Annotated in this window: 20 protein-coding genes; 7 read left to right on the forward strand and 13 right to left on the reverse strand. The window is 63.9% G+C overall.

Annotated features, from left to right (window positions below):
- Positions 1 to 153: 153 nt before the first annotated feature.
- From VFB05_RS19365 to VFB05_RS19385, 5 genes are all read right to left on the reverse strand, one after another.
- Positions 154 to 486 carry an HPr family phosphocarrier protein gene (locus tag VFB05_RS19365; protein ID WP_325015026.1) on the reverse strand — a complete coding sequence of 111 codons (333 nt, stop codon included), beginning with the start codon at positions 484 to 486 and terminating at the stop codon, positions 154 to 156.
- Positions 483 to 884 (reverse strand): PTS sugar transporter subunit IIA, encoded by a 402-nt coding sequence (locus VFB05_RS19370; RefSeq protein ID WP_024509305.1) that lies wholly within the window; start codon positions 882 to 884, stop codon positions 483 to 485. The genes VFB05_RS19365 and VFB05_RS19370 overlap by 4 nt, the downstream gene beginning before the upstream one ends.
- Before the next feature lie 132 nt (positions 885 to 1016).
- Positions 1017 to 1544, reverse strand: a complete 528-nt coding sequence (locus VFB05_RS19375; RefSeq protein ID WP_325015032.1) for an HPr kinase/phosphatase C-terminal domain-containing protein — start codon at positions 1542 to 1544, stop codon at positions 1017 to 1019.
- A complete protein-coding gene (locus tag VFB05_RS19380) occupies positions 1541 to 3328 on the reverse strand; it encodes a stimulus-sensing domain-containing protein (RefSeq protein WP_414643219.1) in 1788 nt (595 codons plus the stop codon). Before VFB05_RS19380 ends, VFB05_RS19375 begins: the two co-directional genes overlap by 4 nt.
- 98 nt (positions 3329 to 3426) lie before the next feature.
- A complete protein-coding gene (locus VFB05_RS19385; RefSeq protein WP_325015035.1) occupies positions 3427 to 4128 on the reverse strand; it encodes a response regulator transcription factor in 702 nt (233 codons plus the stop codon).
- A 204-nt stretch (positions 4129 to 4332) separates the two neighbouring features.
- On the opposite strand from VFB05_RS19385, the gene VFB05_RS19390 reads away from it, so the two are divergent.
- The 3 genes from VFB05_RS19390 (at position 4333) to VFB05_RS19400 (ending at position 9625) form a co-directional block, all read left to right on the forward strand.
- Complete coding sequence (locus VFB05_RS19390) at positions 4333 to 5067, forward strand: HugZ family protein (protein ID WP_325015037.1); 735 nt, start codon at positions 4333 to 4335, stop codon at positions 5065 to 5067.
- Positions 5068 to 5140: 73 nt separating this feature from the next.
- Entirely contained in the window at positions 5141 to 7726 is a 2586-nt protein-coding gene (locus VFB05_RS19395) for a CHAT domain-containing tetratricopeptide repeat protein (RefSeq protein WP_325015039.1), read from the forward strand.
- Positions 7727 to 8008: 282 nt separating this feature from the next.
- The gene (locus tag VFB05_RS19400; RefSeq protein ID WP_325015041.1) at positions 8009 to 9625 is read left to right on the forward strand and encodes a phosphoenolpyruvate carboxykinase; all 1617 of its coding nucleotides are present in this window, start codon (positions 8009 to 8011) and stop codon (positions 9623 to 9625) included.
- Positions 9626 to 9787: 162 nt separating this feature from the next.
- On the opposite strand, the gene VFB05_RS19405 is transcribed toward VFB05_RS19400, so the two are convergent.
- Entirely contained in the window at positions 9788 to 10606 is an 819-nt protein-coding gene (locus VFB05_RS19405) for a thioesterase family protein (RefSeq protein WP_325015043.1), read from the reverse strand.
- 189 nt (positions 10607 to 10795) lie between these two features.
- A complete protein-coding gene (locus tag VFB05_RS19410; RefSeq protein WP_325015045.1) occupies positions 10796 to 13309 on the reverse strand; it encodes a glycogen/starch/alpha-glucan phosphorylase in 2514 nt (837 codons plus the stop codon).
- Positions 13310 to 13502: 193 nt separating this feature from the next.
- Between VFB05_RS19410 and VFB05_RS19415 the strand changes: the two genes are divergently transcribed.
- Complete coding sequence (locus VFB05_RS19415; RefSeq protein ID WP_325015047.1) at positions 13503 to 13733, forward strand: hypothetical protein; 231 nt, start codon at positions 13503 to 13505, stop codon at positions 13731 to 13733.
- 58 nt (positions 13734 to 13791) lie between these two features.
- On the opposite strand, the gene VFB05_RS19420 is transcribed toward VFB05_RS19415, so the two are convergent.
- Positions 13792 to 14085 carry a GIY-YIG nuclease family protein gene (locus tag VFB05_RS19420; protein ID WP_325015049.1) on the reverse strand — a complete coding sequence of 98 codons (294 nt, stop codon included), beginning with the start codon at positions 14083 to 14085 and terminating at the stop codon, positions 13792 to 13794.
- Between the two features lie 180 nt (positions 14086 to 14265).
- Here VFB05_RS19420 and VFB05_RS19425 point away from each other — a divergent pair, with 180 nt between their 5' ends.
- Positions 14266 to 14697, forward strand: coding sequence for a hypothetical protein (locus VFB05_RS19425; protein ID WP_325015052.1), 432 nt, complete (start codon positions 14266 to 14268; stop codon positions 14695 to 14697).
- Positions 14698 to 14824: 127 nt separating this feature from the next.
- On the opposite strand, the gene VFB05_RS19430 is transcribed toward VFB05_RS19425, so the two are convergent.
- Complete coding sequence (locus VFB05_RS19430; RefSeq protein ID WP_325015053.1) at positions 14825 to 15604, reverse strand: DUF2865 domain-containing protein; 780 nt, start codon at positions 15602 to 15604, stop codon at positions 14825 to 14827.
- Between the two features lie 351 nt (positions 15605 to 15955).
- Positions 15956 to 16513 carry an orotate phosphoribosyltransferase gene (gene pyrE, locus VFB05_RS19435; protein WP_325015055.1) on the reverse strand — a complete coding sequence of 186 codons (558 nt, stop codon included), beginning with the start codon at positions 16511 to 16513 and terminating at the stop codon, positions 15956 to 15958.
- A 220-nt stretch (positions 16514 to 16733) separates the two neighbouring features.
- Between pyrE and VFB05_RS19440 the strand changes: the two genes are divergently transcribed.
- Positions 16734 to 17360 carry a glutathione S-transferase family protein gene (locus VFB05_RS19440; protein ID WP_325015057.1) on the forward strand — a complete coding sequence of 209 codons (627 nt, stop codon included), beginning with the start codon at positions 16734 to 16736 and terminating at the stop codon, positions 17358 to 17360.
- 139 nt (positions 17361 to 17499) lie between these two features.
- Here the strand turns inward: VFB05_RS19440 and polA are convergent, their stop codons facing one another.
- Positions 17500 to 20550, reverse strand: coding sequence for a DNA polymerase I (gene polA / locus VFB05_RS19445; protein WP_325015166.1), 3051 nt, complete (start codon positions 20548 to 20550; stop codon positions 17500 to 17502).
- A gap of 71 nt (positions 20551 to 20621) precedes the next feature.
- Positions 20622 to 21473: a LysR family transcriptional regulator gene (locus tag VFB05_RS19450; RefSeq protein WP_325015060.1), complete on the reverse strand. Its 852-nt coding sequence runs from the start codon at positions 21471 to 21473 to the stop codon at positions 20622 to 20624.
- 97 nt (positions 21474 to 21570) lie between these two features.
- Between VFB05_RS19450 and VFB05_RS19455 the strand changes: the two genes are divergently transcribed.
- Complete coding sequence (locus VFB05_RS19455) at positions 21571 to 22542, forward strand: quinone oxidoreductase (protein ID WP_325015062.1); 972 nt, start codon at positions 21571 to 21573, stop codon at positions 22540 to 22542.
- Here VFB05_RS19455 and VFB05_RS19460 read toward each other — a convergent pair whose 3' ends face one another.
- A complete protein-coding gene (locus VFB05_RS19460) occupies positions 22543 to 23610 on the reverse strand; it encodes an acyltransferase family protein (protein ID WP_325015064.1) in 1068 nt (355 codons plus the stop codon).
- Positions 23611 to 23747 lie beyond the last annotated feature (137 nt).

A 23747-nucleotide genomic window follows, 5' to 3' on the forward strand; every position in this document is an offset into this window, starting at 1 on the left:
TAGCCCCAAGCCGCGATGAGGCAGGAGATTGTTGCCTCAAGTCGTCATGGCCGCGCAGGCGGGTCAAGCCCGGGCATGACGAAGGATAGGGACGCTATGCCAATTCCGCCCGAGGTTGCGGCTCGCGCTGCGCTTGGCCAGGACGACAGGGCCTCACGTGCCTTCTTCGTTGAACTTGCTCTCCACGAGCTCGGTGATCGCGGCGAGCGCGGCTTCCGCTTCAGCGCCCTTTGCCGAGACTACAATGGTGGTGCCGGGCGCCGCGGCGAGCATCATCAATCCCATGATGGATGTGCCGCCGACAGTCTCGCTGCCGCGTGTCACCCAGATTTCGGCGTTGAAGCGTTCGACGGTCTGGACGAATTTTGCAGAGGCGCGCGCATGCAGGCCGCGCTTGTTGATGATCAGAAGCTCTTTGGAGATGGCGTCCTCGGGCACCCGCGGCCCGGGAATATGCTCGATCGACGTTTCGTCGTCGTCGCTCATTTGCCGGCAAGAACACGGCTGGCGATGGTGACGTATTTGCGCCCCGCTTCCTGCGCCATCGCGATCGCGTCGGGCAGCGAGCGCTCTTCACGCACCTTGGCGAGCTTCACCAGCATGGGAAGGTTGATGCCCGCGAGCACTTCGACCTTCGGGCGGCTCATGCAGGAAATCGCGAGGTTGGACGGCGTGCCGCCGAACATGTCGGTGAGGATCGCGACACCATCGCCGGAATCGACGCGGTTGACCGCTTCGATGATGTCGCTGCGACAGAGATCGGAATCATCTTCGGCGCCGATCGTGACCGCTTCGATTTGTTTTTGCGGACCCATCACATGTTCAAGCGCCGCCTTGAACTCGTCGGCGAGGCGCCCGTGGGTCACCAGTACTAGGCCAATCATCGGAAACTCCTCGCGGGTGCCATTGGTGCACCGCACGAACGCGCCACTTTGACCATCCAGCGCCCCCGCGCAAGAGGGGATGTTTGCGGTTCTCCCGGAATCTGGCGGCAGGGGAGAGGGAGCCGCGACGGTCTATTCGGTCGCGAGTGTGGGACTGATATGGTTACCAATTCCCTTCTCACAATGGCCCCAATGGTTAACGGAAGATGAACTAGCAGTTGTCGTCAGCGCGGCGACAACCAGCGGGAGGGGATCATGGCCGGCTGCAACAGGGATTCGCGGTAGCAAAACACCAGAAAGCACGATCTGGAGGGCTTCGGAAGGCGGCAGTCGCTCGGCATCTCTCGCCACAAGATCGACCACAAGCCCAATCGGGGCCGCATTTACATAGTCGCAGCGGCGAATGCCGAGCCCGAAAATCTCGATCAGGCCGGCGAGCTCCGGTATCGCACGGGCAATTAATTCTTTGCCATCTGTGTCCAGCCGGACACGGTCGTCGGCGACCAGGACGGCCGGAGGGAGCAGTCCCGAGCGTCCCGCCAGGATCAGATTGAAGGCCAGGCGCGACTTGCCGGCGCCGGAGGGGCCGCGGATCAGGACCGCGTGGCTGCCGACCTTGACGGCGGAGGCATGCACGCTTGGCGCGGCATCGCCGGTCATAGGGCCGGCAACCTGACGACAAAGCGGGCGCCAACGACCGTCGGCTCGCCGTCCTCGTTGGCCGGCCCTGCGCGATTCTCGGCCCAGATGCGCCCGCCATGCGCGTCGATGATCTGTTTGGAGATCGACAGGCCCAGGCCCGAGTTCTGGCCAAAGCCCTGATGCGGACGGTCGGTATAGAAGCGCTCGAACACGCGCTCCAGCGCGTCGGGACGAATGCCGGGCCCGTCGTCATCGACCACGATCTCGATATCGGCGCGGACGCGGCGGCAATGGATGCGCACCTTCTGGCCGGGCTCGGAGAACGACTGCGCGTTCGACAGCAGGTTGGTGATCACCTGGCCGAGCCGTGAATCGTGGCCGGGCACCGAGAAGGTGTCGGAGCTCTTGCCCTCGAAGCGCACTTCGACGCCGACGTCGTGGCCGAGCTTGGTCTCGTTGGCGACGGACGCGAGCGTCGTCAACAGTCGCCGGATATCGACCGGCACCATGTCCTGGCGCTGCAATTCGGCATCGAGCCGGCTCGCGTCGGAAATATCGGAGATCAGACGGTCGAGCCGCTTGACGTCGTGCTCGATCACACCAAGCAGCCGGTTGCGGCTGTTCTCGTTGCGCGCAAGCGGCAGCGTCTCGACCGCCGAGCGCAGCGAGGTCAGCGGGTTCTTCAGCTCATGGGCGACATCGGCGGCGAACATCTCGATCGCCTCGATACGGTTATAGAGCGCGTCCGTCATGTCGCGCAGCGCGCCGGAGAGATGACCGATCTCGTCGCGGCGGCGGGTGAAGTCCGGGATCTCGACGCGGGTCTTGATGCGGCGGCGGACGCGCTCGGCGCTGTCGGCGAGGCGCCGCACCGGGCCCGCGATGGTGCTCGCAAGCAGCAGCGACAACAGCATCATCACCGCTGACGCCACGCCGCCGACCTTCAGGATCGCCAGCCGCTCGGCCGTGACCATCTGGTCGATGTCGTCGCCCTGTGTCGACAGCATCAACGCGCCGTGGATGGTGCGGTCGCGCTGCACGGGCACCGCGACCGAGACGATCACCTCACCGCGGGCATTGACCCGCACCATGCTGCGCTTCTGGCCCTTCAGCGCATCGGCGACCTCTTCATATTTGTCGCCATTATCGTATTCGCGGTAGAGCGGCAGGTCGCCGCGGTTGAGCCAGGTGCGCACCGCAGTGGTCGCACGCTCGTAGAGGCCGGGCTGCGAGGGCGGCGGCAGTTCGAAGCGCAGCACATTTTCCAGGCTGCGGCTGTCGAGGATGATGCCGCCGCTGGGGTCAAAGATGCGCGCGCGCGTCTTGGTCGGCGAGATCAGGGTGCGCAGTACCGGCGCGACCCTCTCCGGATTGATCGGGAAGTCGAGATATTCGTCGGGCGCGCCAAGGCTCTCGCCGGGCTTGAGGCCGAGCAGCCGGTCGGGATCGATGGTGATGGAGTTGGTCTGCACCGTCGCGGACGCCGCAATCGCGCCGGCGATGATCTCGCCCTGCACCAGGAGGCTCTGGGCGCGGGCGTCGATCAGGCCGGCGCGGAATTGCGACAGGTAAAGGATGCTCGCCACCAGCGCGAGCAGGCCCGCGATGTTGAGCGAGACGATGCGCCGGGTGAGACTCGAGAAGGAGAGGGTGAAGAGAAACTGGCCGGCCCGGCTCAGCCAGCTGAGCGGACCACGCCATCCCTTGGCCGGCAGCGCTTCCGCTTCCGCAGCGTCCAGAACCACGGAAGAGGACACGCCCGGATCGTTCAGTCCGGAATCGGGCTGCGTTCGATCAAGCACGGCGGTTGTTTCTCGTCTTATTCCCCCGCCATCCTACCCCAAGACCCTACCCCAAGTCCTGTGATGGCGTCGCAAAGGCACGTCAAACAAAATGCAGATCAGGCTTCCTTGAAACGATAGCCGACGCCATAGAGCGTCTCGATCATCTCGAACTCCTGGTCGACCACCTTGAACTTCTTGCGCAGCCGCTTGATGTGGCTGTCGATGGTGCGGTCGTCGACATAGACCTGGTCGTCATAGGCCGCGTCCATCAGGGCATTGCGGCTCTTGACCACGCCGGGACGCGTCGCGAGCGCCTGCAGGATCAGGAATTCGGTCACGGTGAGCGTCACCGGCTCGTTCTTCCAGGTGCAGGTGTGACGCTCGGGATCCATGCGCAAGAGGCCGCGATCGAGCGCCTTGGCGTCATTTTCCTTTGGTGCTGCGGCCGGATCCTTGGGCTGCGAACGGCGGAGCACGGCCTTGACGCGCTCGACCAGCAGCCGCTGCGAGAACGGCTTGCGGATGAAATCGTCGGCGCCCATCTTGAGGCCGAACAATTCGTCGATCTCTTCGTCCTTGGAGGTCAGGAAGATCACCGGCAAATCCGACTTTTGACGGAGGCGCCGCAGCGTCTCCATGCCATCCATGCGCGGCATCTTGATGTCGAGGATGGCAAGGTCGGGCTGGGTGGTGCGGAAACCGTCAAGCGCCGACGCACCATCGGTATACGTCATGATGCGGTAGCCTTCCGCTTCCAGCGCGATCGAGACGGAGGTGAGAATGTTGCGGTCGTCGTCGACCAGGGCGATTGTGGGCATGGGCCTGCTTTCAGTTTAGTTGGCTGAACGACGGGCGATCCAGGTGATGCGCCGTATGAGAATGGGTTTCGAATGTAGCCAGCGAGCATTGCAAGCTGGGCTGAAGTGTGACCGAGTTCCCGGGGACGACTCGCGTCCGACCCATCTAAACGCCCTTTAGCCGAAAAAAGGGCCTCTTTGCAATAAGATGACGAGTTAAAAACAATGCAACCGACGGCCGATTTCGACCCCTCGAAAGTGACCCGTTCCCTGCTCCGGCGGCGCCGTCAGGGGGCTTTGGCGACTCTGATGGCCGGAACAGGCGCCCCTTACTGCTCTCTGGTCAACGTGGCGAGCCACCCCGACGGTACCCCCATCCTGCTGATTTCCCGACTCGCCGTACATACAAGCAATATCCTGGCGGATGGGCGCGTTTCCCTGATGCTGGACGAACGTGCTCCCGGCGATCCCCTCGAGGGTGCGCGCATCATGTTGCAGGGGCGGGCGGAACGGGTCGGAGCGGAGGAATTGGACCTGGTGCGGCGGCGCTATTTGGCAGCCCATCCCAGTGCCGAAGGTTATCTCGATTTTCCGGACTTCTCCTTCTTCCGGATCATGCCGAGCGGCGTCCATCTGGTGGCCGGATTTGGCCGGATCCTCGATCTCAAGCCGGAACAATTCTTGACCGACATCAGTGCGTCGAAAGGCTTGATCGAGGCAGAGACGGGTGCGGTCGAGCATATGAACACCGATCATCGCGAGGCACTCAATCTCTATGCAACCAGGTTGCTTGACGGGGCGAGCGATGACTGGCGTTGCACCTCGATTGATCCTGATGGCATCGATTTGCAGGCGGGCGAGGCGACGCTGCGGCTCGATTTCCCCGCGCGCGTCACGAATGCGAGTGAATTGCGAAAGATGCTGGTGAGACTGGCGGACGAGGCGCGCGCAGCCTCCTAAGCAGCCATTTGGTGAACGCTCACTGGCGTTCTCGCGACCAAAGGCAAGCTGGCCAACTCGCGCGAGAACGGTGATGAAGTCTGCCTGTCGATCTGTCGTGCTGCTGTCGCTCGCGCTTGGCGCCGGTGTGTCCTTCAATGTCGCCGCGGCGGCGCAAGGCGGCCTGTTCGCGCGCAGCGGCAAGGTCATCGCACTCAGTGAGGCCGGAAAATATGCCGAGGCGATCGCGCTGGCGCAGGCGATGGTCGCCGAGCTCGAGAAATCGCAGCCGAACAGTCGCGATTACGCCGGCGCGCTGAACAATCTCGCCCAGCTCTATGGCCAGATGGGGCGCGATGCCGAGGCCGAGCCGCTCCACAAGCGCGCGATCGCGGTCATGGAGAAGGCTGGCGGTCTCGACAGCGCGGATGCCGCGCCGGAATTGACCAATCTCGCCGCCCTTTATCAGCGGCAGTCGCGTTATGACGAAGCCGAGCCCTTGTTCAAGCGCGCGCTTGCGCTGTGGGAGCGGGCGCATGGGCCCAACCATCCCGATGTCGGCAAGGCCCTCAACAATCTTGCAACGCTTTATGAGCGCGAGAATCGCCACGCCGATGCCGAGCCGCTGTTGCGCAGGGCGCTTGCGATCTACCAGAAGGCGGCCGGTCCGGAAAATCCCGCGGCTGCGACGGTATTGAACAACATTGGCCAAGTGGTGAAGAGCGAAGGCCGCTACGCCGAGGCCGAGCCGCCGATCCGGCAGTCGCTTGCGATCCGGGAAAGGCTGCTTGGACATGAGCACCCCGATGTCGCGCGTTCGCTCAACAATCTCGCCGATCTCTATGAGCGCGAAGCCCGCGCCGCGGATGCCGAGCCGCTTTACCTGCGGGCGCTTGCCATCCGCGAGCACGGCTTCGGCCCTGCGCATCCCGATGTCGCGACCTCGCAAAACAATCTCGCCGCGTTCTATCAGGCGCAGGGCCGCACCGCGGACGCGCTGCCGCTGGTCGACAAGACGCTCGCAACTGGGCAGGCGCAGCTGCGCAGCGCGCTTGCCGTCCTGTTCGCGGCGCCCGCCAAGCAGCTGATGCCGCGGGAGAGGGCGTTGGATCAGGCGCTTGAGGTGATCCAGCGCGGGAATCAATCGTCTGCGGCCTCAGCCGTGAACAAGCTTGCGGTACGGCTTGCGGCAGGAAGCGATCACCTGGCCGAGCTCGTGCGCAGAGATCAGGACCTCGCCGCTGAAGCGGACGCGCTGGACAGGGCGATCGTGGCGGCAGCTTCCAAAGCCGGCGGGCATGATGCGGCTGCGGGAAAGCGCGAGCGGGAACGGCTCGCCGCGATTGCAGTGGAGCGCTCGAGCCTGCAGCGATCGCTTGCGAAGGAGTTTCCGGATTACGCCGCGCTATCGAACCCGCTGCCGCTTGCCGCAAAGGACATTCAGGCGCTGCTGGCCAGCGATGAAGCCATGGTGCTGTTTGCACTGGCCGAGAAGGAGAGCTACGTCATCGCGATCACGCGTGACGGCTCCGACTGGAGGCAGATCCCGCTCGGCGCTGACGCGGTCTCGCAAAAGGTCGCCGCATTTCGCAAGGGGCTCGATGTCGGCCGCGCCAGCGACGCCTCGGGAAAATCAGGCCTGTTCGACCTTGCCCTCGCCAACGAGCTCTATGCGACGCTGCTCGGTCCGGTCGAGCCGCTGGTGAAAGACAAGCGGAGCCTGCTCGTGGTGCCGCAGGGCGCGCTGACCGCGTTGCCCTTCCATCTCATGGTCACTGAGAAGCCTCAGGCTGCGATCCCCGAGACGTTCGACGGCTATCGCGATGCCGCCTGGCTGATCAGGTGCCATGCCGTGTCGGTGCTGCCGTCTGTTGCGAGCCTGAAGGCGCTGCGGGGCTTTGTGCAGCGGGACCAGGCGATCAAGCCTATGACCGGTTTCGGCGACCCCTTGTTCAACCCGAATGAGGGTGGCGCCGGCAAACGCGCCGCCGTGACTGCGTCACGCAGCCTCGCGACTATCGCCTACACCGATTTCTGGCGCGGCGTCGGTGTCGATCGCGGCAGGCTCGCGCTCGCACTGCCCCAGCTTCCCGATACCGCCGACGAGCTGAACGCTGTGGCAAAAGACCTGGGAGCAGCCGCATCCGATATCCATCTCGGCAGTGATGCCAGCGAGACCACGCTCAAGCGCGCCAGGCTTGCCGACTATCGCATCGTCTATTTCGCAACCCATGGGCTGGTGGCCGGCGACGTCAAGGGCCTCGCCGAGCCGTCACTTGCGCTGTCCATTCCCGCGCAGCCGAGCGACATCGAAGATGGGCTGCTGACCGCAAGCGAGGTCGCGCAGTTGAAGCTCAACGCCGATTGGGTGGTGCTGTCGGCCTGTAATACCATCGCCGGCGACCGGCCCGGTGCGGAAGCGCTGTCGGGACTGGCGCGCGCCTTCTTCTATGCCGGCGCACGCGCGCTGCTGGTGACGCATTGGGCGGTCGATTCCGCAGCTGCCACGCGGCTTGCGATTTCGACTTTCGATCGTTTGAAGCTTGAACCGAAACTCGGACGCGCGGAGGCGTTGCGGCAGGCCATGCTGGCCTATCTCGCGGACACGTCTTCACCACGCAATGCATATCCCGCGATCTGGGGACCGTTTGCTTTGATCGGGGAGGGCGCGACCCCATAGATCTTTGTGCGCCGCAAAAATCTGCTCATGTTGCAGGCTGTTCGCGGCGTATTGTCGCGCAGTTGTGCATGTAATTCATGCCGTATCGTGGCAGGTGTCGAGCGCCGATCGGTTTAACTTATGCAAGTAAACCAATGCCGTGGGATCGGCTTGGCAAGCCGGGCGTTCATCAGTAATAGGTCGCCGGACCCAGGCCGGTGGGGCTATAGTGGTGGCACCGCAAGAATGCGGCGCGTCGGCAAGACCGCGCTCAAGCTATGCGGGACTCGAGGAGGAGCCTTCGTGCAAGAAACAGGCGTGCGTAACGGTGCCTTCGGCGCCGACAAATTCGGTTTAAAGAATCTCAAGCAGGTGCACTGGAATCTCCGCGCGCCGCAGCTTTATCAATATTCATTGGCGGCCGGCGAAGCGGTTCTTTCGGCCGATGGCGCGTTATGCGCCGACACCGGTGAATTCACCGGGCGCAGTCCGAAGGACAAGTTCACGGTCCGCGACGCGACCACCGACAAGAAGATGTGGTGGGCCGGCAATCAGTCCATCACATCAGAGCAATTCGAATCGCTCTACCAGGATTTCCTGAAGCATGCCGAAGGCAAGCGGCTGTTTGCTCAGGATCTCTATGGCGGCGCCGATCCGACCTATCGGATCAAGACCCGCGTCTTCACCGAGCTCGCCTGGCACTCGTTGTTCATCCGCACGCTCCTGATCCGCCCCGAGGCGATCGAGCTGTCGACCTTCGTGCCCGAGCTCACCATCATCGACATGCCGAGCTTCCGCGCCGATCCGAAACGTCACGGCGTGCGCTCGGAGAATGTCGTCGCCATCGATTTCGCCCGCAAGATCGTCCTGATCGGCGGGTCGTATTATGCCGGCGAGATGAAGAAGAGCGTGTTCACCACGCTCAATTATTATCTGCCCGCCCGCGGCGTGATGCCGATGCACTGCTCGGCCAACGTGGGCGACAAGGGCGACACCGCGATCTTCTTCGGCCTGTCCGGCACCGGCAAGACCACGCTGTCGGCCGATCCGAACCGCACCCTGATCGGCGATGATGAGCATGGCTGGGGACCGGACGGCGTCTTCAATTTCGAGGGCGGCTGCTATGCCAAGTGCATCAAGCTGTCGAAGGAGGCCGAGCCGCAGATCTACGCAGCGTCCAAGCGCTTCGGTGCGGTGCTCGAGAATTGCGTGCTCGACGAGGACACGCGCGAGGTCGATTTCGACGACGGCTCCAAGACCGAGAACACGCGCTCGGCGTATCCGCTGGAGTTCATCCCCAACGCTTCGCGCACCGGCCGCGCGCCGCATCCGAAGAACGTGGTGATGCTGGCGGCCGATGCCTTCGGCGTGCTGCCGCCGATCGCAAAACTGTCGCCGGCCCAGGCGATGTATCACTTCCTGTCGGGCTACACCGCCAAGGTTGCCGGCACCGAGCGCGGTCTCGGCAAGGAGCCGCAGCCGGAATTCTCCACCTGCTTCGGCTCGCCGTTCCTGCCGCTCGATCCCTCGGTATACGGCAATATGCTGCGTGAGCTGATCGCCGACCACAATGTCGATTGCTGGCTGGTCAACACCGGATGGACCGGCGGCAAATACGGCAGCGGCAGCCGCATGCCGATCAAGGTGACGCGCGCGCTGCTGACGGCCGCGCTCGATGGCAGCTTGCGCAATGTCGAATTCCGCACCGACAAGTATTTCGGTTTTGCGGTGCCGACTGCGTTGCCCGGCGTGCCGAGCGAGATCCTCAACCCGGTCAACACCTGGAAGGACAAGGACGAGTTCGACAAGACCGCGCGGGCGCTGGTTGCGATGTTCCAGAAGAACTTCGCCAAGTTCGAGGAAAAGGTCGACGCCGACGTGCGTGCGGCCGCGCCCGAGGTGAAGCTCGCGGCGGAGTGAGTGGGCAAGCGTCAACACATCCGAGGTCGTCCCGGCTAAGGCCGGGACCCATACCGCGGAATCTATCTGCGGCGCTTGGTCGTAGATGTTCTTCGCAAAACTCCGTCCTGCGGGTTATGGGGCCCGGCCTTCGCCGGGACGACACCGCCCAGAGACCGCAGCCTAAGCCTTGAAATAAGTCATCTGCGTCGTGGTGGCGAGCAGCCGGCCTGAGGGCGACCACAGCTCGCCGTTTTGATCGCCATAGCTCTTGTGAAAGATCCTGGCATCGGCAACGCCGAGCACGTGGCTGATGTCCTCGCGCGCAAGATCCTCGGCATCGGCATGGAAATAGGTCGTCAGCGACACGGTCCCGATCGGAACGATCTCGCCGCGCGCGTGGAAGATGCGGGCGAAGAACGCATCCGACATCGCGAGCAGCGACAGCGCGTCGATCTTGCGCGGCACGCGATCGCCGATCCAGAGCTTTGAGAAGGCGCTGCCGGGCTGCGGCCGAACGCCGGCACCTGTGTCGATAAGCCCCTCGATGAAGCGGAAGTCATATTGCCGCGTCCAGTTCGCCGCGACGTCAGGATAGCGCCTGATCTTTTCGAACGGTTTCGCTTCGGGCATCTTGACCTGCGCCTGCGACCACGACGGGCGGCGCTCGGCCAATACGGCGGTCGCAAGCGTTGCCGGCTCGCGGCCGTCCTGCGACAGCTCCACGCACCAATGCTGGCTCGATCGGTTGGCCTTGACCAGGCGGAGGTCGAGATCGAACGCGCCTTCAGCAATCGGCGCGCAGAAATTGACGGTGAGCGCGAGCGGATCGCCCGCGCGTTGCGGATGCTCCATCAGCGCGCGCAGGATCGCCGCAGCCGTGAAGCCGCCGAACGGGCCGACGAAGGCCCAGTAATCGGGGCTGGTGCGTCCCTGCCAGCGGCTGTCACCGGCGGTGATCCGCGTGGCGTCGTCGAAGAGATGCGGGGATTTGCTGTGCATTCCGTGCGATTCACTCCGTCATTCCGGGGCGGTCCGATAGGACCGAACTATGGTGCGCAGTTGCGCACCTGAGAATCTCGAGATTCCGGGCTCGATGCTTTGCATCGCCCCGGAATGACCGAGTGAATATCGGCGGTGCCACCTGAAATTCAATGACGCCGGAGGTAATCGCGTTCCGCGCGACAGAATTCACCGAGCGCCGCGCTGCGCGCTTTCGGCCATCGTCGACGGCGTCGGGCGCACCGGCACGTTCCAGATCTCCTTGGCATATTCGCGGATGGTGCGGTCGGAGGAGAACCAGGCCATGCGCGCGACGTTGAGGATGCTGGCGCGCGTCCAGGCCGGCATTACCTGCCAGCGCGCATCGATGGCGCGCTGCGCCTCGTAATAGGAATCGAAATCGGCGCTGACCATGTAGTGGTCGAGATAGCGCAGCGCATGCGTAATGGATTCGAAGCGGCCGGGCTCGCCGGGCGAGAACTCGCCGGCGCCGATCGCATTGATGGCGCGCCCAAGCTGCGGCGATTTGCGGATCACGTCGCTGGCGTCGAGCCCCTGCTTGCGCCGCACCAGTACGTCCATCGCTTCCATGCCGAAGATCGCGATGTTCTCGGGTCCGACATGCTCGCGGATCTCGATATTGGCGCCGTCGAGCGTGCCGATGGTCAAGGCGCCGTTGAGCGCCAGCTTCATGTTGCCGGTGCCGGAGGCTTCCATGCCGGCCGTCGAAATCTGCTCGGAGAGATCGGCGGCCGGAATGATCACCTCGGCCAAGCTGACATTGTAGTCCGGTAGGAAAGCGACCTTGAGCCGGTCGGCAATCGCGGGATCGTTGTTCACGACCTCGGCGACATCGTTGATCAGCTTGATGATCAGCTTGGCATAGCGATAGCTCGCCGCCGCCTTGCCGGCAAAGATCTTGACCCGCGGCACCCAGTCGCGTTGCGGATCGTCCTTCATCGCCTGGTAGAGCGCGACCGTTTCCAGGATGTTGAGCAGCTGGCGCTTGTATTCATGGATGCGCTTGATCTGCACGTCGAACAGCGCCGTCGGATCGACTCGGACGCCGAGCTTTTCACCGATCAGCCGCGCCAGCGCCAGCTTGTTGTGGTGCTTTACCTTGCGGAATTCGGTCTGGAAGACGTTGTCGCTGGCACGCGCCTCCAGCAACTGGAGTCGCGTGGGATCGTCGAGCACCGCCTCGCCACAGACTTCGCGCAGCAGATTGGTCAGCTTCGGATTGGCCAGCATCAGCCAGCGGCGGAAAGTGATGCCGTTGGTCTTGTTGGTGATGCGGCCGGAATAGAGATGGTTGAGATCGTGGAATACGGTCTCGCGCATCAGCTCCGAATGCATCGCCGAGACGCCGTTGATGCGGTGCGAGCCGACAAAGGCGAGCTGGCCCATGCGCACGCGGCGGCCGCTCTTCTCGTCGATCAGCGAGACCGAGGCGCGGAAATCGATATCGCCGGGGCAGCGATGCTCGGCAAGCGCCAGATGCTGGCTGTTGATGCGGTAGATGATCTCGAGATGGCGCGGCAAGAGCCGCTCGAACATCTCGACCGGCCAGGTCTCCAGTGCTTCCGGCAGCAGCGTGTGATTGGTGTAGGACAGCGTGGAGACCGTGAGCTTCCACGCCTCTTCCCAGCGGAAATTGTGCAGGTCGACCAGGATCCGCATCAGCTCGGGCACCGCGAGCGAGGGATGGGTGTCATTGAGCTGCACCGCGACCTTCATGGCGAGGCTGCGCATCTGGCCGTCGGAGGCGAGGTGCCGCTTCACCAGATCCTGAAGCGAAGCCGACACGAAGAAATATTCCTGCCGCAGCCGCAGCTCGCGCCCGGCCGGGCTCTCGTCATTCGGATAAAGGAATTTGCAGATCGCTTCCGCGCGCGACTGCTCGGCGCTGGCACCGAGATAGTCGCCCTTGTTGAAGACGTCGAGCTTGAGCGGATCGGGCGAGCGCGCCGACCACAGCCGCAGCGCGTTCACATGCTGGCCGCGCCAGCCGACGATCGGTGTGTCATAGGCGATCGCCTGCACGGTCTCGGCTGGATGCCAGATCGCGCGGTCGCGCCCCTTGTCGTCGACATGCTCGACGCCGCCGCCGAAATGGACGTGATAGACCACCTCCGGCCGCTGCAACTCCCAGGGATTGCCGAAGGACAGCCATTCGTCGGGATATTCCTGTTGCCAGCCATCCTTGATGATCTGGCGGAACAGGCCGTAATCATAGCGGATGCCATAGCCGATTGCCGGGATCTGCAGCGTCGCCATGCTCTCCATGAAGCAGGCGGCGAGCCGTCCGAGGCCGCCATTGCCGAGCGCGGCATCCGGCTCGCATTTGCGCAGTTCGTCGAGGCCGACGCCGAGATCGCCGAGCGCGGTCTCGAACACCTGGAACAGCCCCATATTGTTGAGCGCGTCGGTGAACAGGCGCCCGATCAGAAATTCCAGTGAGAGATAATAGACGCGCTTGCTGCCGGCATCGTAGCTCTCTTTTTCTGCCGTCAGCCAGCGATGGACGATGCGATCGCGCAACGCCAGCGCGGCGGCCTTGTACCAGTCGTGCCTGGTCGCCATGCCGGCATCCTTGCCGATCGCAAGGCGGAGCTTGGCCAGTATGGCGCTCTTGATCTCGGCCAAAGCGAGCTCGTCGACAGGCTGGCCGGGCGCGGGATAGTGGAACGGTTGGTCTGCCAACTTGCAATCCTGACAGTAAGACTCACCGAAATGTAAGCACGTTGCGCCACGAGCCGAAACCCGGAAGGGCCCGGTTGTGCGACGCATGCACGATTTTTATGCAAGGACCGGGCCGATTCAGCCTGCCATGGTTCCAGTCGGCCTCGCGCCTATACTGGGGTATACTGCGCGACAAAATCTCGGGAGGACTGCTATGCGACTGACCATCGAGATCATCGCGGCCTTGCTGCTGCTCGTCTGCATTTCCGCAACAAGCGCGGCCTTCGCCGCGGGCAAGCTCGGCCGCAGTGCCGATGGCCTGGGCTGCGCCTTCAGCCTGCCGCAGAATGCCTCACCAGCCGCCCGCTGCGCCGCCATCCGCCGGCAATGCGGCGGGAAGTTCTATGCCAATTACTGCGGCGACCGGATGCTCGCGGATATGTGAGGGGTTACGTACGCTCTCTCGTCGCCCCGGCGAAGGCCGGGGCCCATAACCCCAGATGTCAGAGAAGGGCCGACAGGTCGTCCCAATCGGGATTTTCCTGTTCGATTAGCCGAATCTTCCAATTCCGGTGCCACTCCTTCAGCTGCTTCTCACGCTGGATGGCCTCTTGAGGCGTGGCGTACTCTTCCATGTAAACAAGTCGCGTGACGCCATACTTCTTGACGAATTCAGAGCCTTTGCCTGAGCGATGCAACTCAAGCCGCGCACGGATGTCGTTGGTGACGCCGATGTAGAGCGTGCCGTGCTTCTTGCTTGCAAGGATGTAGACGAAGTAGGCGCTGGGTGTACCCATCTGACCAACAGCCTGCCCGATACCAAGTCCTGGGGTTATGGGCCCCGGCCTTCGCCGGGGCGCCGAGAAATACACGCATTGGAACAAATTAAGAACACTTTAGCAAGTATCTGATATATCGTAGCGATTCGGCACGTCGCCAACACAACATCTATGGTCTGTCCGCCCTGTGAGGCCTACATGTCCACCATTGCCTTTGATCAATTCGCGCTCACCCGGATTGCCGATTTTGCGCGCTCGCTGTCGCGGCTGCATCAGGCGTCGCGTCGACGCTTTATCGACGACGACGAGATCGACCGCGAGTTCAACGCGGTCTGCGCCTCGATCTGGGGCTACACCATCGATGACATTTCCGATGAGCTGTTTTCGCCTGCCGATCACGCCTTCCTCGATACGCTGGATGAGGCGCAGGCGCGCATCTTTGCCGCCGAACAGGGCTACGATCTCGTCGACGACACCGGCATGCTCACGGACTGGTGGGGCTACTGCTGGATGATCCTGGCCGAGAAGCGCGGCCTGCTCACGCCGGAAAATCGCGCCGCCGCCCGCGCCGCGATCGAGGAGAAGTATCTGGCGGCGCCGAACGTGATCGGCGTGATCGTGGGGCGGTGATCTCGTCCGTCATTCCGGGGCGCGTCGCAGACGCGAAGCATGATGCGCAATTGCGCACCCGAGAATCTCGCGCCACAACCTCGAGATTCCGGGTTCGATGCTCCGCATTGCCCCGGAATGACCGCCCTTAATTCGCTTCCGCGCGCTTGTCTCGCGCGGGCAAAGGCTTCGGCGCGATGGTTACCGGAGGCAACGGTGCGCGAGTGATGTCAGCGGCCGGCGCATCGTTTGCCGTCATGTCCGCCCGCACCGGCGCGACCTTCATCTCGTTCAGCCGGGCGCGCACTTCGGGCGTCAGCCCTGGATAGGACGCAACAGGCGTGAAATCCGGGGCGAGATCGTTGCCGGTGCGCACGCCGGAATAGGCGACGAGCCCATCGGAGGTCGCAATGACGTCGCCCGGCCGCAGCGAAGCGTCGAGCGCGAGGTCAATCGGCGCGAGCCCCGCCGGATCGCGGCCGTTGCAGGTGCAGTCGGCGCGCAGCGCCTTGCGATAGGCATAGGCGTTCTCGCTATCGGCGTAGCGCTCGCCGCTGGCCGCAGTGGCGCCGTCGATGCTGGAGCCATAGAACACTTTCGTTGCGCTGGCCGGACAGAAGGCCTGGCACATCTGCACAGGCGAGGCGCCGCCGCGCGTCAGCGGAAAATATCTGCCGTCGCAGCTGCGCACGCAGAACGCCGGGCCCGAGCTTGCCACGGCCGGCCGCGGCGGCGCCGGCGGATTATTGTCGGACGGATCGAAGAACGAGCCCTCCGGCGCTGTCTGATGCTGCTGCTTCTGGAAACCGCCGAAAAAGAAATCGAACAGGCCTTCGGCGGAGGCCATCTGCGGCGCGAGAACGAGCGCGCCGGTGACGGCGGCGGCAGCAAAGCTGCGGTGCAGCTTGCGCTGAAACAACAACTCCATACGCAACGCGCGAACTCCACCCGACGCAACTGAGCTGCTTGCCGCGCAAAGCTCGCAGCAAGCGTGGATTCACCATAGCCGCGGATGGTAAATGAGGTCTAAGCGTGTGAGGCGGCGTGGAAGAAATGTGCGCGAAGCGCGGTGCTCGTTGTTGTGCCCTCGCCCCTTGTGGGAGAGGGCGGCTCGCTGGCAGACCGAGGTCCGCTTGGGTGAGGGGTCTGCCTCCGCGGATCGATCTCTGCAGCAGTTTTTCATTGTACCCGCGGAGAGAAACCCCTCATCCGTCGCGGGCTTCGCCCGCGCCACCTTCTCCCACAACAAGGGGAGAAGGTTGGAGCAGGTCCCTCACGCCTACAAAAATTCGGAAGCCCTGTAGATCGAGCGGAACGGCAGGCCGGCCTGTGCGAAGGTGTCGTTGGCGCCTTCCTCGCGGTCGACCATGGTTAGAACCAGCACGACATTGGCGCCAACCTCGCGCAGCGCCTCGACCGCCTTCATGGCGGAGCCGCCGGTGGTGGTGACGTCCTCGACCACGACGACCCGCTTGCCATCGAGCGTCTCGCCCTTGGCGAGCCCTTCGATGGCAAGCCGCGCGCCGTGTTCCTTCGGCTTCTTGCGCACGAAGAAGGCTGCGATCGGGTGGCCCTTGAGCCAGGACAGCTGCGCAATCGCGCCCGCCAGCGGAACCGCGCCCATTTCCAGGCCGCCGATATAGTCGATCTCATCGTCCCGCAGCGCCTCGTAGGTCACTTCGGCGAGCAGGGCGGCGCCTTCCGGATCGAGCATGGTCGGCTTGAGGTTGAAATAGAAATCGCTCTTGCGCCCCGAGGCCAGCGTGACCTCGCCCCGGCCGAACGAGCGGCGGCGGATGATGTCGTGGAGCCGGGCACGGGAGGCGGATTTGGACAAGGTTGTTCTCGCGATTTCAGCAGCGGCGCAATTTATCGGCGGTCCGGCACACATTCCAGAGCCGATATCGGCTCGTCAACAGCGGGAATGGCTGTCATTTCCGGCCCTCCGGACCGGGGGAGGGCGGGGCGGCAGCTTTGCGCTACCCGTTTGTCAGATGCTAGAGACGCGCATCTGAACAAGAGCTGAAGGGCCGGCAGAAGGCGCGAAAAGGGAGCACATGACAATCGAACTTCACACCTGGAACACGCCGAACGGCCGCAAGATTTCCGTGGCGCTGGAGGAAATGGGCCTGCCCTACAGGGTGGTGCCCGTGAATATCACCAAGGGCGAACAGATGTCGCCCTCATTCCTCGCAATCAGCCCGAACAACAAGATCCCGGCCATCATCGATCCCGAGGGACCCGAGGGCAAGCCGGTCAGCGTCTTCGAATCCGGCGCCATCCTGCTTTATCTCGGCGAGAAAACCGGAAAGTTCCTGCCGAAGCCCTTGGCGGAACGCATCCCGGTGTACGAATGGCTGATGTGGCAGATGGGCGGCTTCGGGCCGATGCCGGGCCAGGTGCATCATTTCATCGCGCTGGAGAACGAGCAGGACCGCGCCTACGGCCTGAAACGTTTCATGGCGGAGACCCGCAGGCTCTACGGCGTGCTCGACCGGCGTCTCGCGGACCGTGACCATGTCGCCGGCGAGCTGTCGGTTGCCGATTTCGCCATCCTCGGCTGGGCCTGGCGCCATCCCCGCCACAAGGTGGATCTGGCGGACTTTCCCAATGTGCAGCGCTGGTACAACGCCCTGATGGCGCGCCCCGCCGTTAAGCGCGGCATGGAGGCGAAGCTGGATTGAAGTTTTGGCACTGTCATTCCGGCTGTGGTCCTGCGGACTATCCGGGAATGACGGTGCAAGTTCGGCGCTAAGCCCACCACCTTCCGCGACACGCATGGTGGGCACGGCGCAAGTGCGCCTTTGCCCACCCTCAATTCGATCAATGCGCCTCGTCCCAATTGGTCGCGGCGCGGGCATCGACATGCAGCGGCACCGACAGCAGCACGGCTGGGAACGGCGCGTCCTGCATCACGTGCTGCACGACCGGCAGGGTTGCCGCGACTTCCTCGTCCGGCACCTCGAAGATCAATTCATCATGCACCTGCAGCAGCATCTGCGCCGACAGCTTCTTCTCGGCGAGTGCCTCCTCCACCCGGGTCATGGCGCGGCGGATGATGTCGGCCGCTGTGCCCTGCAATCGCGCATTGATCGCGGCGCGCTCGTTGAAGGAGCGGACTGAAGCGTTGCTCGCCTTGATCTCGGGGTAGTGGCATTTGCGGCCGAACAGCGTGACGACATAGCCGTTCTTTCGGCAGAACTCCTTGGTCTCGTCCATGTAGGCGCGGATGCCGGGGAAGCGCTCGAAATACTTCTTGATGTAGGCGGACGCCTCCTCGCGGGCGATGCCGAGCTGGTTGGCCAGCCCAAACGCGGAGATGCCGTAGATGATGCCGAAATTGATGGCCTTGGCGCGGCGGCGCACCTCGCTCGGCATATCCTTGATCGGCACGCCGAACATTTCCGACGCTGTCATGGCGTGAATGTCGAGCCCGTCGCGGAAGGCCTGTTTCAGCACGGGAATGTCGGCGATCTCGGCGAGCAGCCTGAGCTCGATCTGAGAATAGTCGGCCGAGACCAGCTTGTGGCCGGGCGTTGCAATGAAGGCGCGGCGGATCTTGCGGCCGTCCTCGGTGCGGATCGGAATGTTCTGCAGGTTCGGCTCATTCGACGACAGCCGCCCCGTGGTGGTTGCCGCCAGTGCGTAGGTGGTGTGGACGCGATGGGTCTGCGGATTGACGTAGGTGGGCAGCGCGTCGGTGTAGGTTGATTTCAGCTTGGAGACCTGGCGCCATTCCAGGATCTTTTTCGGGAAGTCGTAGCCCTGCTCGGCGAGGTCATCCAGCACCTGCGCCGAGGTCGACCATGCCCCGGTCTTGGTCTTGCTGCCGCCGGGCAGGCCCATCTTGCCGAACAGGATGTCGCCGATCTGCTTGGGACTGCCGACATTGATCGGCTCGCCCGCGAGCTCCTGCAACTCGGCTTCGACGCGCGCGGCGGTCTGCGCGAAATCGCCTGACAGCCGCGATAGCACCTGGCGGTCGATCGAGATGCCGCGCCGCTCCATCCGCGCCAGCACCGAAACCAATGGACGTTCCAGCGTCTCATACACCGCGGTCATGCGCTCGGCGATCAGGCGCGGCTTGAGAAGGTACCACAGCCGCAGGATGACGTCGGCATCCTCGGCCGCATAAGCGGTTGCCCTGTCGATGGCGACCTGATCATAGGACAGCTTGTTCTTGCCGCTGCCGGTCAATTCGCCGAAGGTCAGCATGGCATGGCCAAGCCAGCGCTCGGCCAGCGCGTCGAGCGCATGCGAGCCGCGGCCGGCGTCGAGCGCATACGACATCAGCTGCGCGTCGTCGTAGTTGCGCAAGGTGATGCCGGCCTGCGCGAGCATGACCGCCGTGAACTTGATGTTGAAGCCGATCTTGAGGATGCCCGCGGATTCCAGGAGCGGCCTCAGCAAGCCGAGCACGTCCTCCTGCTTCATCTGCCCCGGAGCAAGCCCGGTGTCGAACAGGCCGGCGCCGCTGCCGGGCTGCTTGTGCGCGAGCGGGACGTAGCAGGCGTCGTTCGGCGCCAGCGCCAGCGCGATGCCGCTGATATCAGCCTGCATCGGGTCGATCGAATGGGCCTTGGCTTCGATGGCGAAATGGCCGACATCGTGGATGCGCGCGATGAAGGCGCTGAGCTGGCCGAGGCTCTCGATGGTCTGGTACTTCGTGCGATCGACGCGGATGTTGCGCGCGGTCTCCGCGCGTGCATTGGCGAGCGCCAGCGGCGTGCCTTTGAGACTACCGGCCCGGTCGCTCTTGTCGGGCGCTGCGCGGTTCGGGCCAGCCGCATTGGCGCGCGGACGCTCCTTGGCGGTCGCGGCTCCATTGGCGGCAGCAGGCGCGGAAGCACTCGGCGCCGGCGCGGCTTCGCCATTGCCGCCGCTCTTCAAGAGCTCGTCTGGCGCGATATCGGCCGGATCGATCTGCGAATAGTCGGCGACGCGTCGCGTCAGCGTGGAAAACTCCATCGCCTTCAGGAAGGCGATCAGCTTGCGTGCGTCGGGCTCATGCACGGCGAGATCGTCGAGCGGCACCTCGAGATCGACCTTGTCGTCGAGCAGCACGAGCTGGCGCGAGATCCGTGCCTTCTCGGCATTCTCGATCAGGGCCTCGCGCCGCTTCGGCTGCTTGATCTCGCTCGCGCGGAACAGCAGCGATTCAAGGTCGCCATATTCGACGATCAGCTGTGCCGCCGTCTTCACCCCGATGCCGGGCACGCCGGGCACGTTGTCGGTGGAATCGCCGGCCAGCGCCTGTACCTCCACCACCTTCTCCGGCGGCACGCCGAATTTTTCCACCACCTCGGCAATGCCGATGCGGCGGTCCTTCATGGTGTCGTACATGGTGACGCAGTCGGTCACGAGCTGCATCAGATCCTTGTCCGACGAGACGATGGTCGCGGTTGCGCCGCGCTCGCAGGCCTGCCGTACATAGGTCGCGATCAGATCGTCGGCCTCGAAGCCGGCCTGTTCCAGGCAGGGCAGGTCGAAGGCGCGCACGGCAGAGCGGATCAGCGCGAATTGCGGAATCAGATCGTCAGGCGCCGGCGGCCGATGCGCCTTGTAGTCCGGATAGATCTTGTTGCGGAACGTTATCTCGGACTTGTCAAAGATGATCGCGAGATGCGTCGGACGGTTGTCCGGCGGCATGTCGCGCAAGAGCTTCCACAGCATGTTGCAGAAGCCGAGCACGGCATTGACCTGCAGCCCGTCGGACTTGCGGTTCAATGGCGGCAGCGCGTGATAGGCGCGGAATATGTACGAGGAGCCGTCGACCAGGAAGAGGTGGTCGCCTTTGCCCAGCGCTTTGGCGGCGACGGGCTTTGCGGCAACGGGCTTCTCGGCGGCGGCAGCTTTGGGGGAGGTTTTCGGCATGGCGGCAATGTAGGGATTTTTGTCCCCGATAACACCCATTTCGGCGAGGTCGCGCACCGGATTTTTGCGCGTCATGGCGGCTGCAGGCAGTGGGCCAGGAACTCCATGACGGCCCGGATGGCCGGTGCCTTGCGGAGATCGCGATGGACAACCAGCCAGACATCGCGCCTGACCTCGCCGGCATTCACCTCGTGCCGCGCAAGAAGCGGATCACCATCGCCGAGGAAATGCGGCAGGGCCGCCATGCCCACGCCAGCGCGTGCCGCGGCCGCCTGGTTTTCCAGGTCGCTGGTGCGCAGCACGATCTCGCGCTTGCCGGCAATCGCCTTCAGCCAGAGCTGCTGGGGCGCGTCGTCCATGCTGGCGTCATAGGCGATGAAGGCATGCGCGTGCTGCGGCGTCTCCTTCAGATAGCTTGGCGCGCCGTACAGGCTGAAGCCGAAATGCCCGATCTTGCGCGCGATCAGCCCCGGCTCGGTCGGGCGCGACAGCCGCAGCGCAAGATCCGCCTCGCGGCGGGTGAGCGAGGCACTGCGCTTTTCCCCGATCAGCTTGATGTGGATGCCTGGGTGCTGGCGCCGCAGCTCGATCAGCCTTGGTGCGATCAGCGCGTTGGCGAGCGATGGCGGCGCGCTGATCGCGACCTCGCCCGATAGTCCTGGACTCGCCGCCCGCATCGCCCGTTCCACCGCAAACGCGGCTTCCTCCATCGGCGAGGCAAGTGCGGCGACGCGCCTGCCATCCTCGGTCAGCCGATAGACGCGGGCGCGGCGATCGACGAGCTTGAGCCCGGTTGATGCCTCCAGTGCGGCGACGCGGCGGGCGACCGTGACATGGTCGACGCGAAGCGCGCGAGCCGCCGCCGACAACGTGCCCTCGCGGGCCAGCACGACGAAATAGCGCAGATCGTCCCAGTTCAGCATGTGCAGAAATTCACGAAGAATGTGAGCAGCTGGGCAATTTCGCATGGTCGCCGCTATCAGCACAATGGCTGTGTTCATAAGCAAGAGGAACGACGTCATGGCCGAGATTGTGCGATTGAAGGCGCCGGGAGGCGTGGAGCAGTTGGAATTGGCACAGGCCGACCTGCCGCCGCCCGGTGCAGACGAGGTCCAGCTGCGCCAGAGTGCCATCGGCGTCAATTTCATCGACATTTATCAGCGCATCGGCCTTTACCCGCTGCCGGCAGCAGCCATTCCCGGCGTCGAGGCCGTTGGCGTGGTCGCGGCTGTCGGCGCCCATGTCAGGGGGCTCTCGGTCGGAGATCGCGTCGCCTATGCGGGCGCGCCGGTGGGCGCCTACGCGTCGGAACGAAACCTGCCGGCGTGGCGCGCCGTCAGGCTGCCGGACGGATTGTCCGACGAGGCAGTGGCTTCGAGTTTCGTCAAGGGCATCACCGCCCACATGCTGCTGCGCCGTATCTTTCCGGTCGCTTCCGGCACGGTCATCCTCGTGCACGCGGCAGCCGGCGGTCTTGGCCAGCTGCTGACGCGCTGGGCCTCACGCCTTGGCGCAACGGTGATCGGTACCGTCGGCTCGGACGCCAAGGCTGCGATCGCCCGAGCCGCTGGCGCGCATCATGTCGTCGTCGGTCGTGACGCCGACTTTGTCCGCGCCATATCAGAGCTTAACGATGGGCGCGGCGTTGACGTGGCCTATGATGGCATCGGCGGCACGACCTTGCGGAAGACCATCGCCTGCGTCAGGCCCTTCGGCGTGGTCGCGAGCATCGGCCAGGCCGCAGGTCTAATACCGCCACTCGACGTCGAGGAACTCGGGCCGCGCCGCAGCCTGATCTTCGCACGGCCAAGCGTGATGGCTTACATGAACGATGCGGTCGATTATCGCGCCGCCGCCGACGCGGTGCTTGCGGCTTTGGCGAGCGGCGAACTGGAAGGGACGGGCACCGCCTATCGCTTGCGCGACGTGGCACAGGCCCACGCCGATCTCGAGGCGGGGCGCACCAGCGGCGCGCTTTATCTCAGGCCGTGATCACTCCGCCGGCTGCAGCGCCGCGGCCGGCTTCCTCGGAGCGATCCAGAAGGCATCGGGCCGCTCGAACAGGAAGTTCCAACGTGCGGCCAGCGCCAGCCGCCAGATCGCGAGTGCGCCGACGACGCCGACGATGGTGACGATCAGCGAGATGGTGCCGATGTCATGGATCACGCCAGCCTTCAACAACAGCGTTCGCGTCGCCGCCATCGGCAGGAAGAAGGCAAGATAGATCACGATCGAATGCTCGCCGCAGAAGCGGATGAAATCGAGCCTCCGTGCGCGCGCCAGTAGCGTGCCGGTCGTGATCACCGCGCATGCGCCGGCGAGCCCCAGCAGCAGCGAGACCCCGCGCAGCTCGCTCCAGCCGAGCGCAACAAGGCTTGCTTCGACGAGCGCCCAAATTGCCAGCGCAGCCAAGGCTTGCGTCGGGTAGCTGCGTGCGCGATCCGACAGCGCGAACACATAGTCGGCGAACAGATAGCCCGAATAGATGTAGACGAATCGCGCGCAGAACTCGTCGATGACGGTCCACCCCGTCGCGACCCGCGCCGTTTCCAGCAGCGCTGCGACGGTCCAGATCACGAGCGGCGGTGCGTTGCGTGTCAGTTTTATGACGACGAAGAAGATCGGCAGCAGGTAGATGAACCACAACGTGCCGAACGGCTCGATGAAGGATTCCAGATACAGATAGCCCGCATGCGCCCAGTTGGTCTCGGCAGCGAAGGCGGGGGCCTTGAAAGCGAACTGGATGGTCACCCACAGGACGTAGAAGTAGGCGAAATGCACCACCTTGCGGTCGACATAGAGCCGCCAGTCCCGGCCGATGACAAGCGGCAGAAACAGTCCTGAAATCAAGAAGAAGTCGGGCATCCGGAACGGCTTTGCGAAGGCCACCAGAAGATGCATGAAGCCGGTCTTGCCGGATGCGAGTTCCACGCCCAGCACCGAATGCATCATCACCACCATGACGATGCAGATGCCCTTGGCATAGTCGACCCAGTCGACCCGTGCGGAGGCGGTCGCGGCGGAGCGGCGATCTGTCGGCGCTGTGCCGTTTCCCGTCATGGCTGTCCCTTTATGAGGCGGTATTTTTGCATGATGGCGCCAATCCGTTGCCGTCCCCTTTACCCATACAATTGACATGCCGGATTGAAGGGCTTTCCTTTGCGACGAAATGCGTTAAGAGGCGGACGCGTTAACCA

The sequence above is a fragment of the Bradyrhizobium sp. genome, assembly GCF_035652035.1.
GTDB lineage: Bacteria > Pseudomonadota > Alphaproteobacteria > Rhizobiales > Xanthobacteraceae > Bradyrhizobium.

What these genes read in the sequence shown, in the direction of transcription:
- VFB05_RS19365 (WP_325015026.1), bottom strand. Translation starts at nt 486, where the DNA reads ATGAGCGACGACGACGAAACGTCGATCGAGCATATTCCCGGGCCGCGG.
- VFB05_RS19370 (WP_024509305.1), bottom strand. Translation starts at nt 884, where the DNA reads ATGATTGGCCTAGTACTGGTGACCCACGGGCGCCTCGCCGACGAGTTC.
- VFB05_RS19375 (WP_325015032.1), bottom strand. Translation starts at nt 1,544, where the DNA reads ATGACCGGCGATGCCGCGCCAAGCGTGCATGCCTCCGCCGTCAAGGTC.
- VFB05_RS19385 (WP_325015035.1), bottom strand. Translation starts at nt 4,128, where the DNA reads ATGCCCACAATCGCCCTGGTCGACGACGACCGCAACATTCTCACCTCC.
- VFB05_RS19390 (WP_325015037.1), top strand. Translation starts at nt 4,333, where the DNA reads ATGCAACCGACGGCCGATTTCGACCCCTCGAAAGTGACCCGTTCCCTG.
- VFB05_RS19395 (WP_325015039.1), top strand. Translation starts at nt 5,141, where the DNA reads ATGAAGTCTGCCTGTCGATCTGTCGTGCTGCTGTCGCTCGCGCTTGGC.
- VFB05_RS19405 (WP_325015043.1), bottom strand. Translation starts at nt 10,606, where the DNA reads ATGCACAGCAAATCCCCGCATCTCTTCGACGACGCCACGCGGATCACC.
- VFB05_RS19415 (WP_325015047.1), top strand. Translation starts at nt 13,503, where the DNA reads ATGCGACTGACCATCGAGATCATCGCGGCCTTGCTGCTGCTCGTCTGC.
- VFB05_RS19420 (WP_325015049.1), bottom strand. Translation starts at nt 14,085, where the DNA reads ATGGGTACACCCAGCGCCTACTTCGTCTACATCCTTGCAAGCAAGAAG.
- VFB05_RS19425 (WP_325015052.1), top strand. Translation starts at nt 14,266, where the DNA reads ATGTCCACCATTGCCTTTGATCAATTCGCGCTCACCCGGATTGCCGAT.
- VFB05_RS19430 (WP_325015053.1), bottom strand. Translation starts at nt 15,604, where the DNA reads ATGGAGTTGTTGTTTCAGCGCAAGCTGCACCGCAGCTTTGCTGCCGCC.
- VFB05_RS19440 (WP_325015057.1), top strand. Translation starts at nt 16,734, where the DNA reads ATGACAATCGAACTTCACACCTGGAACACGCCGAACGGCCGCAAGATT.
- polA (WP_325015166.1), bottom strand. Translation starts at nt 20,550, where the DNA reads ATGCCGAAAACCTCCCCCAAAGCTGCCGCCGCCGAGAAGCCCGTTGCC.
- VFB05_RS19450 (WP_325015060.1), bottom strand. Translation starts at nt 21,473, where the DNA reads ATGCTGAACTGGGACGATCTGCGCTATTTCGTCGTGCTGGCCCGCGAG.
- VFB05_RS19455 (WP_325015062.1), top strand. Translation starts at nt 21,571, where the DNA reads ATGGCCGAGATTGTGCGATTGAAGGCGCCGGGAGGCGTGGAGCAGTTG.
- VFB05_RS19460 (WP_325015064.1), bottom strand. Translation starts at nt 23,610, where the DNA reads ATGACGGGAAACGGCACAGCGCCGACAGATCGCCGCTCCGCCGCGACC.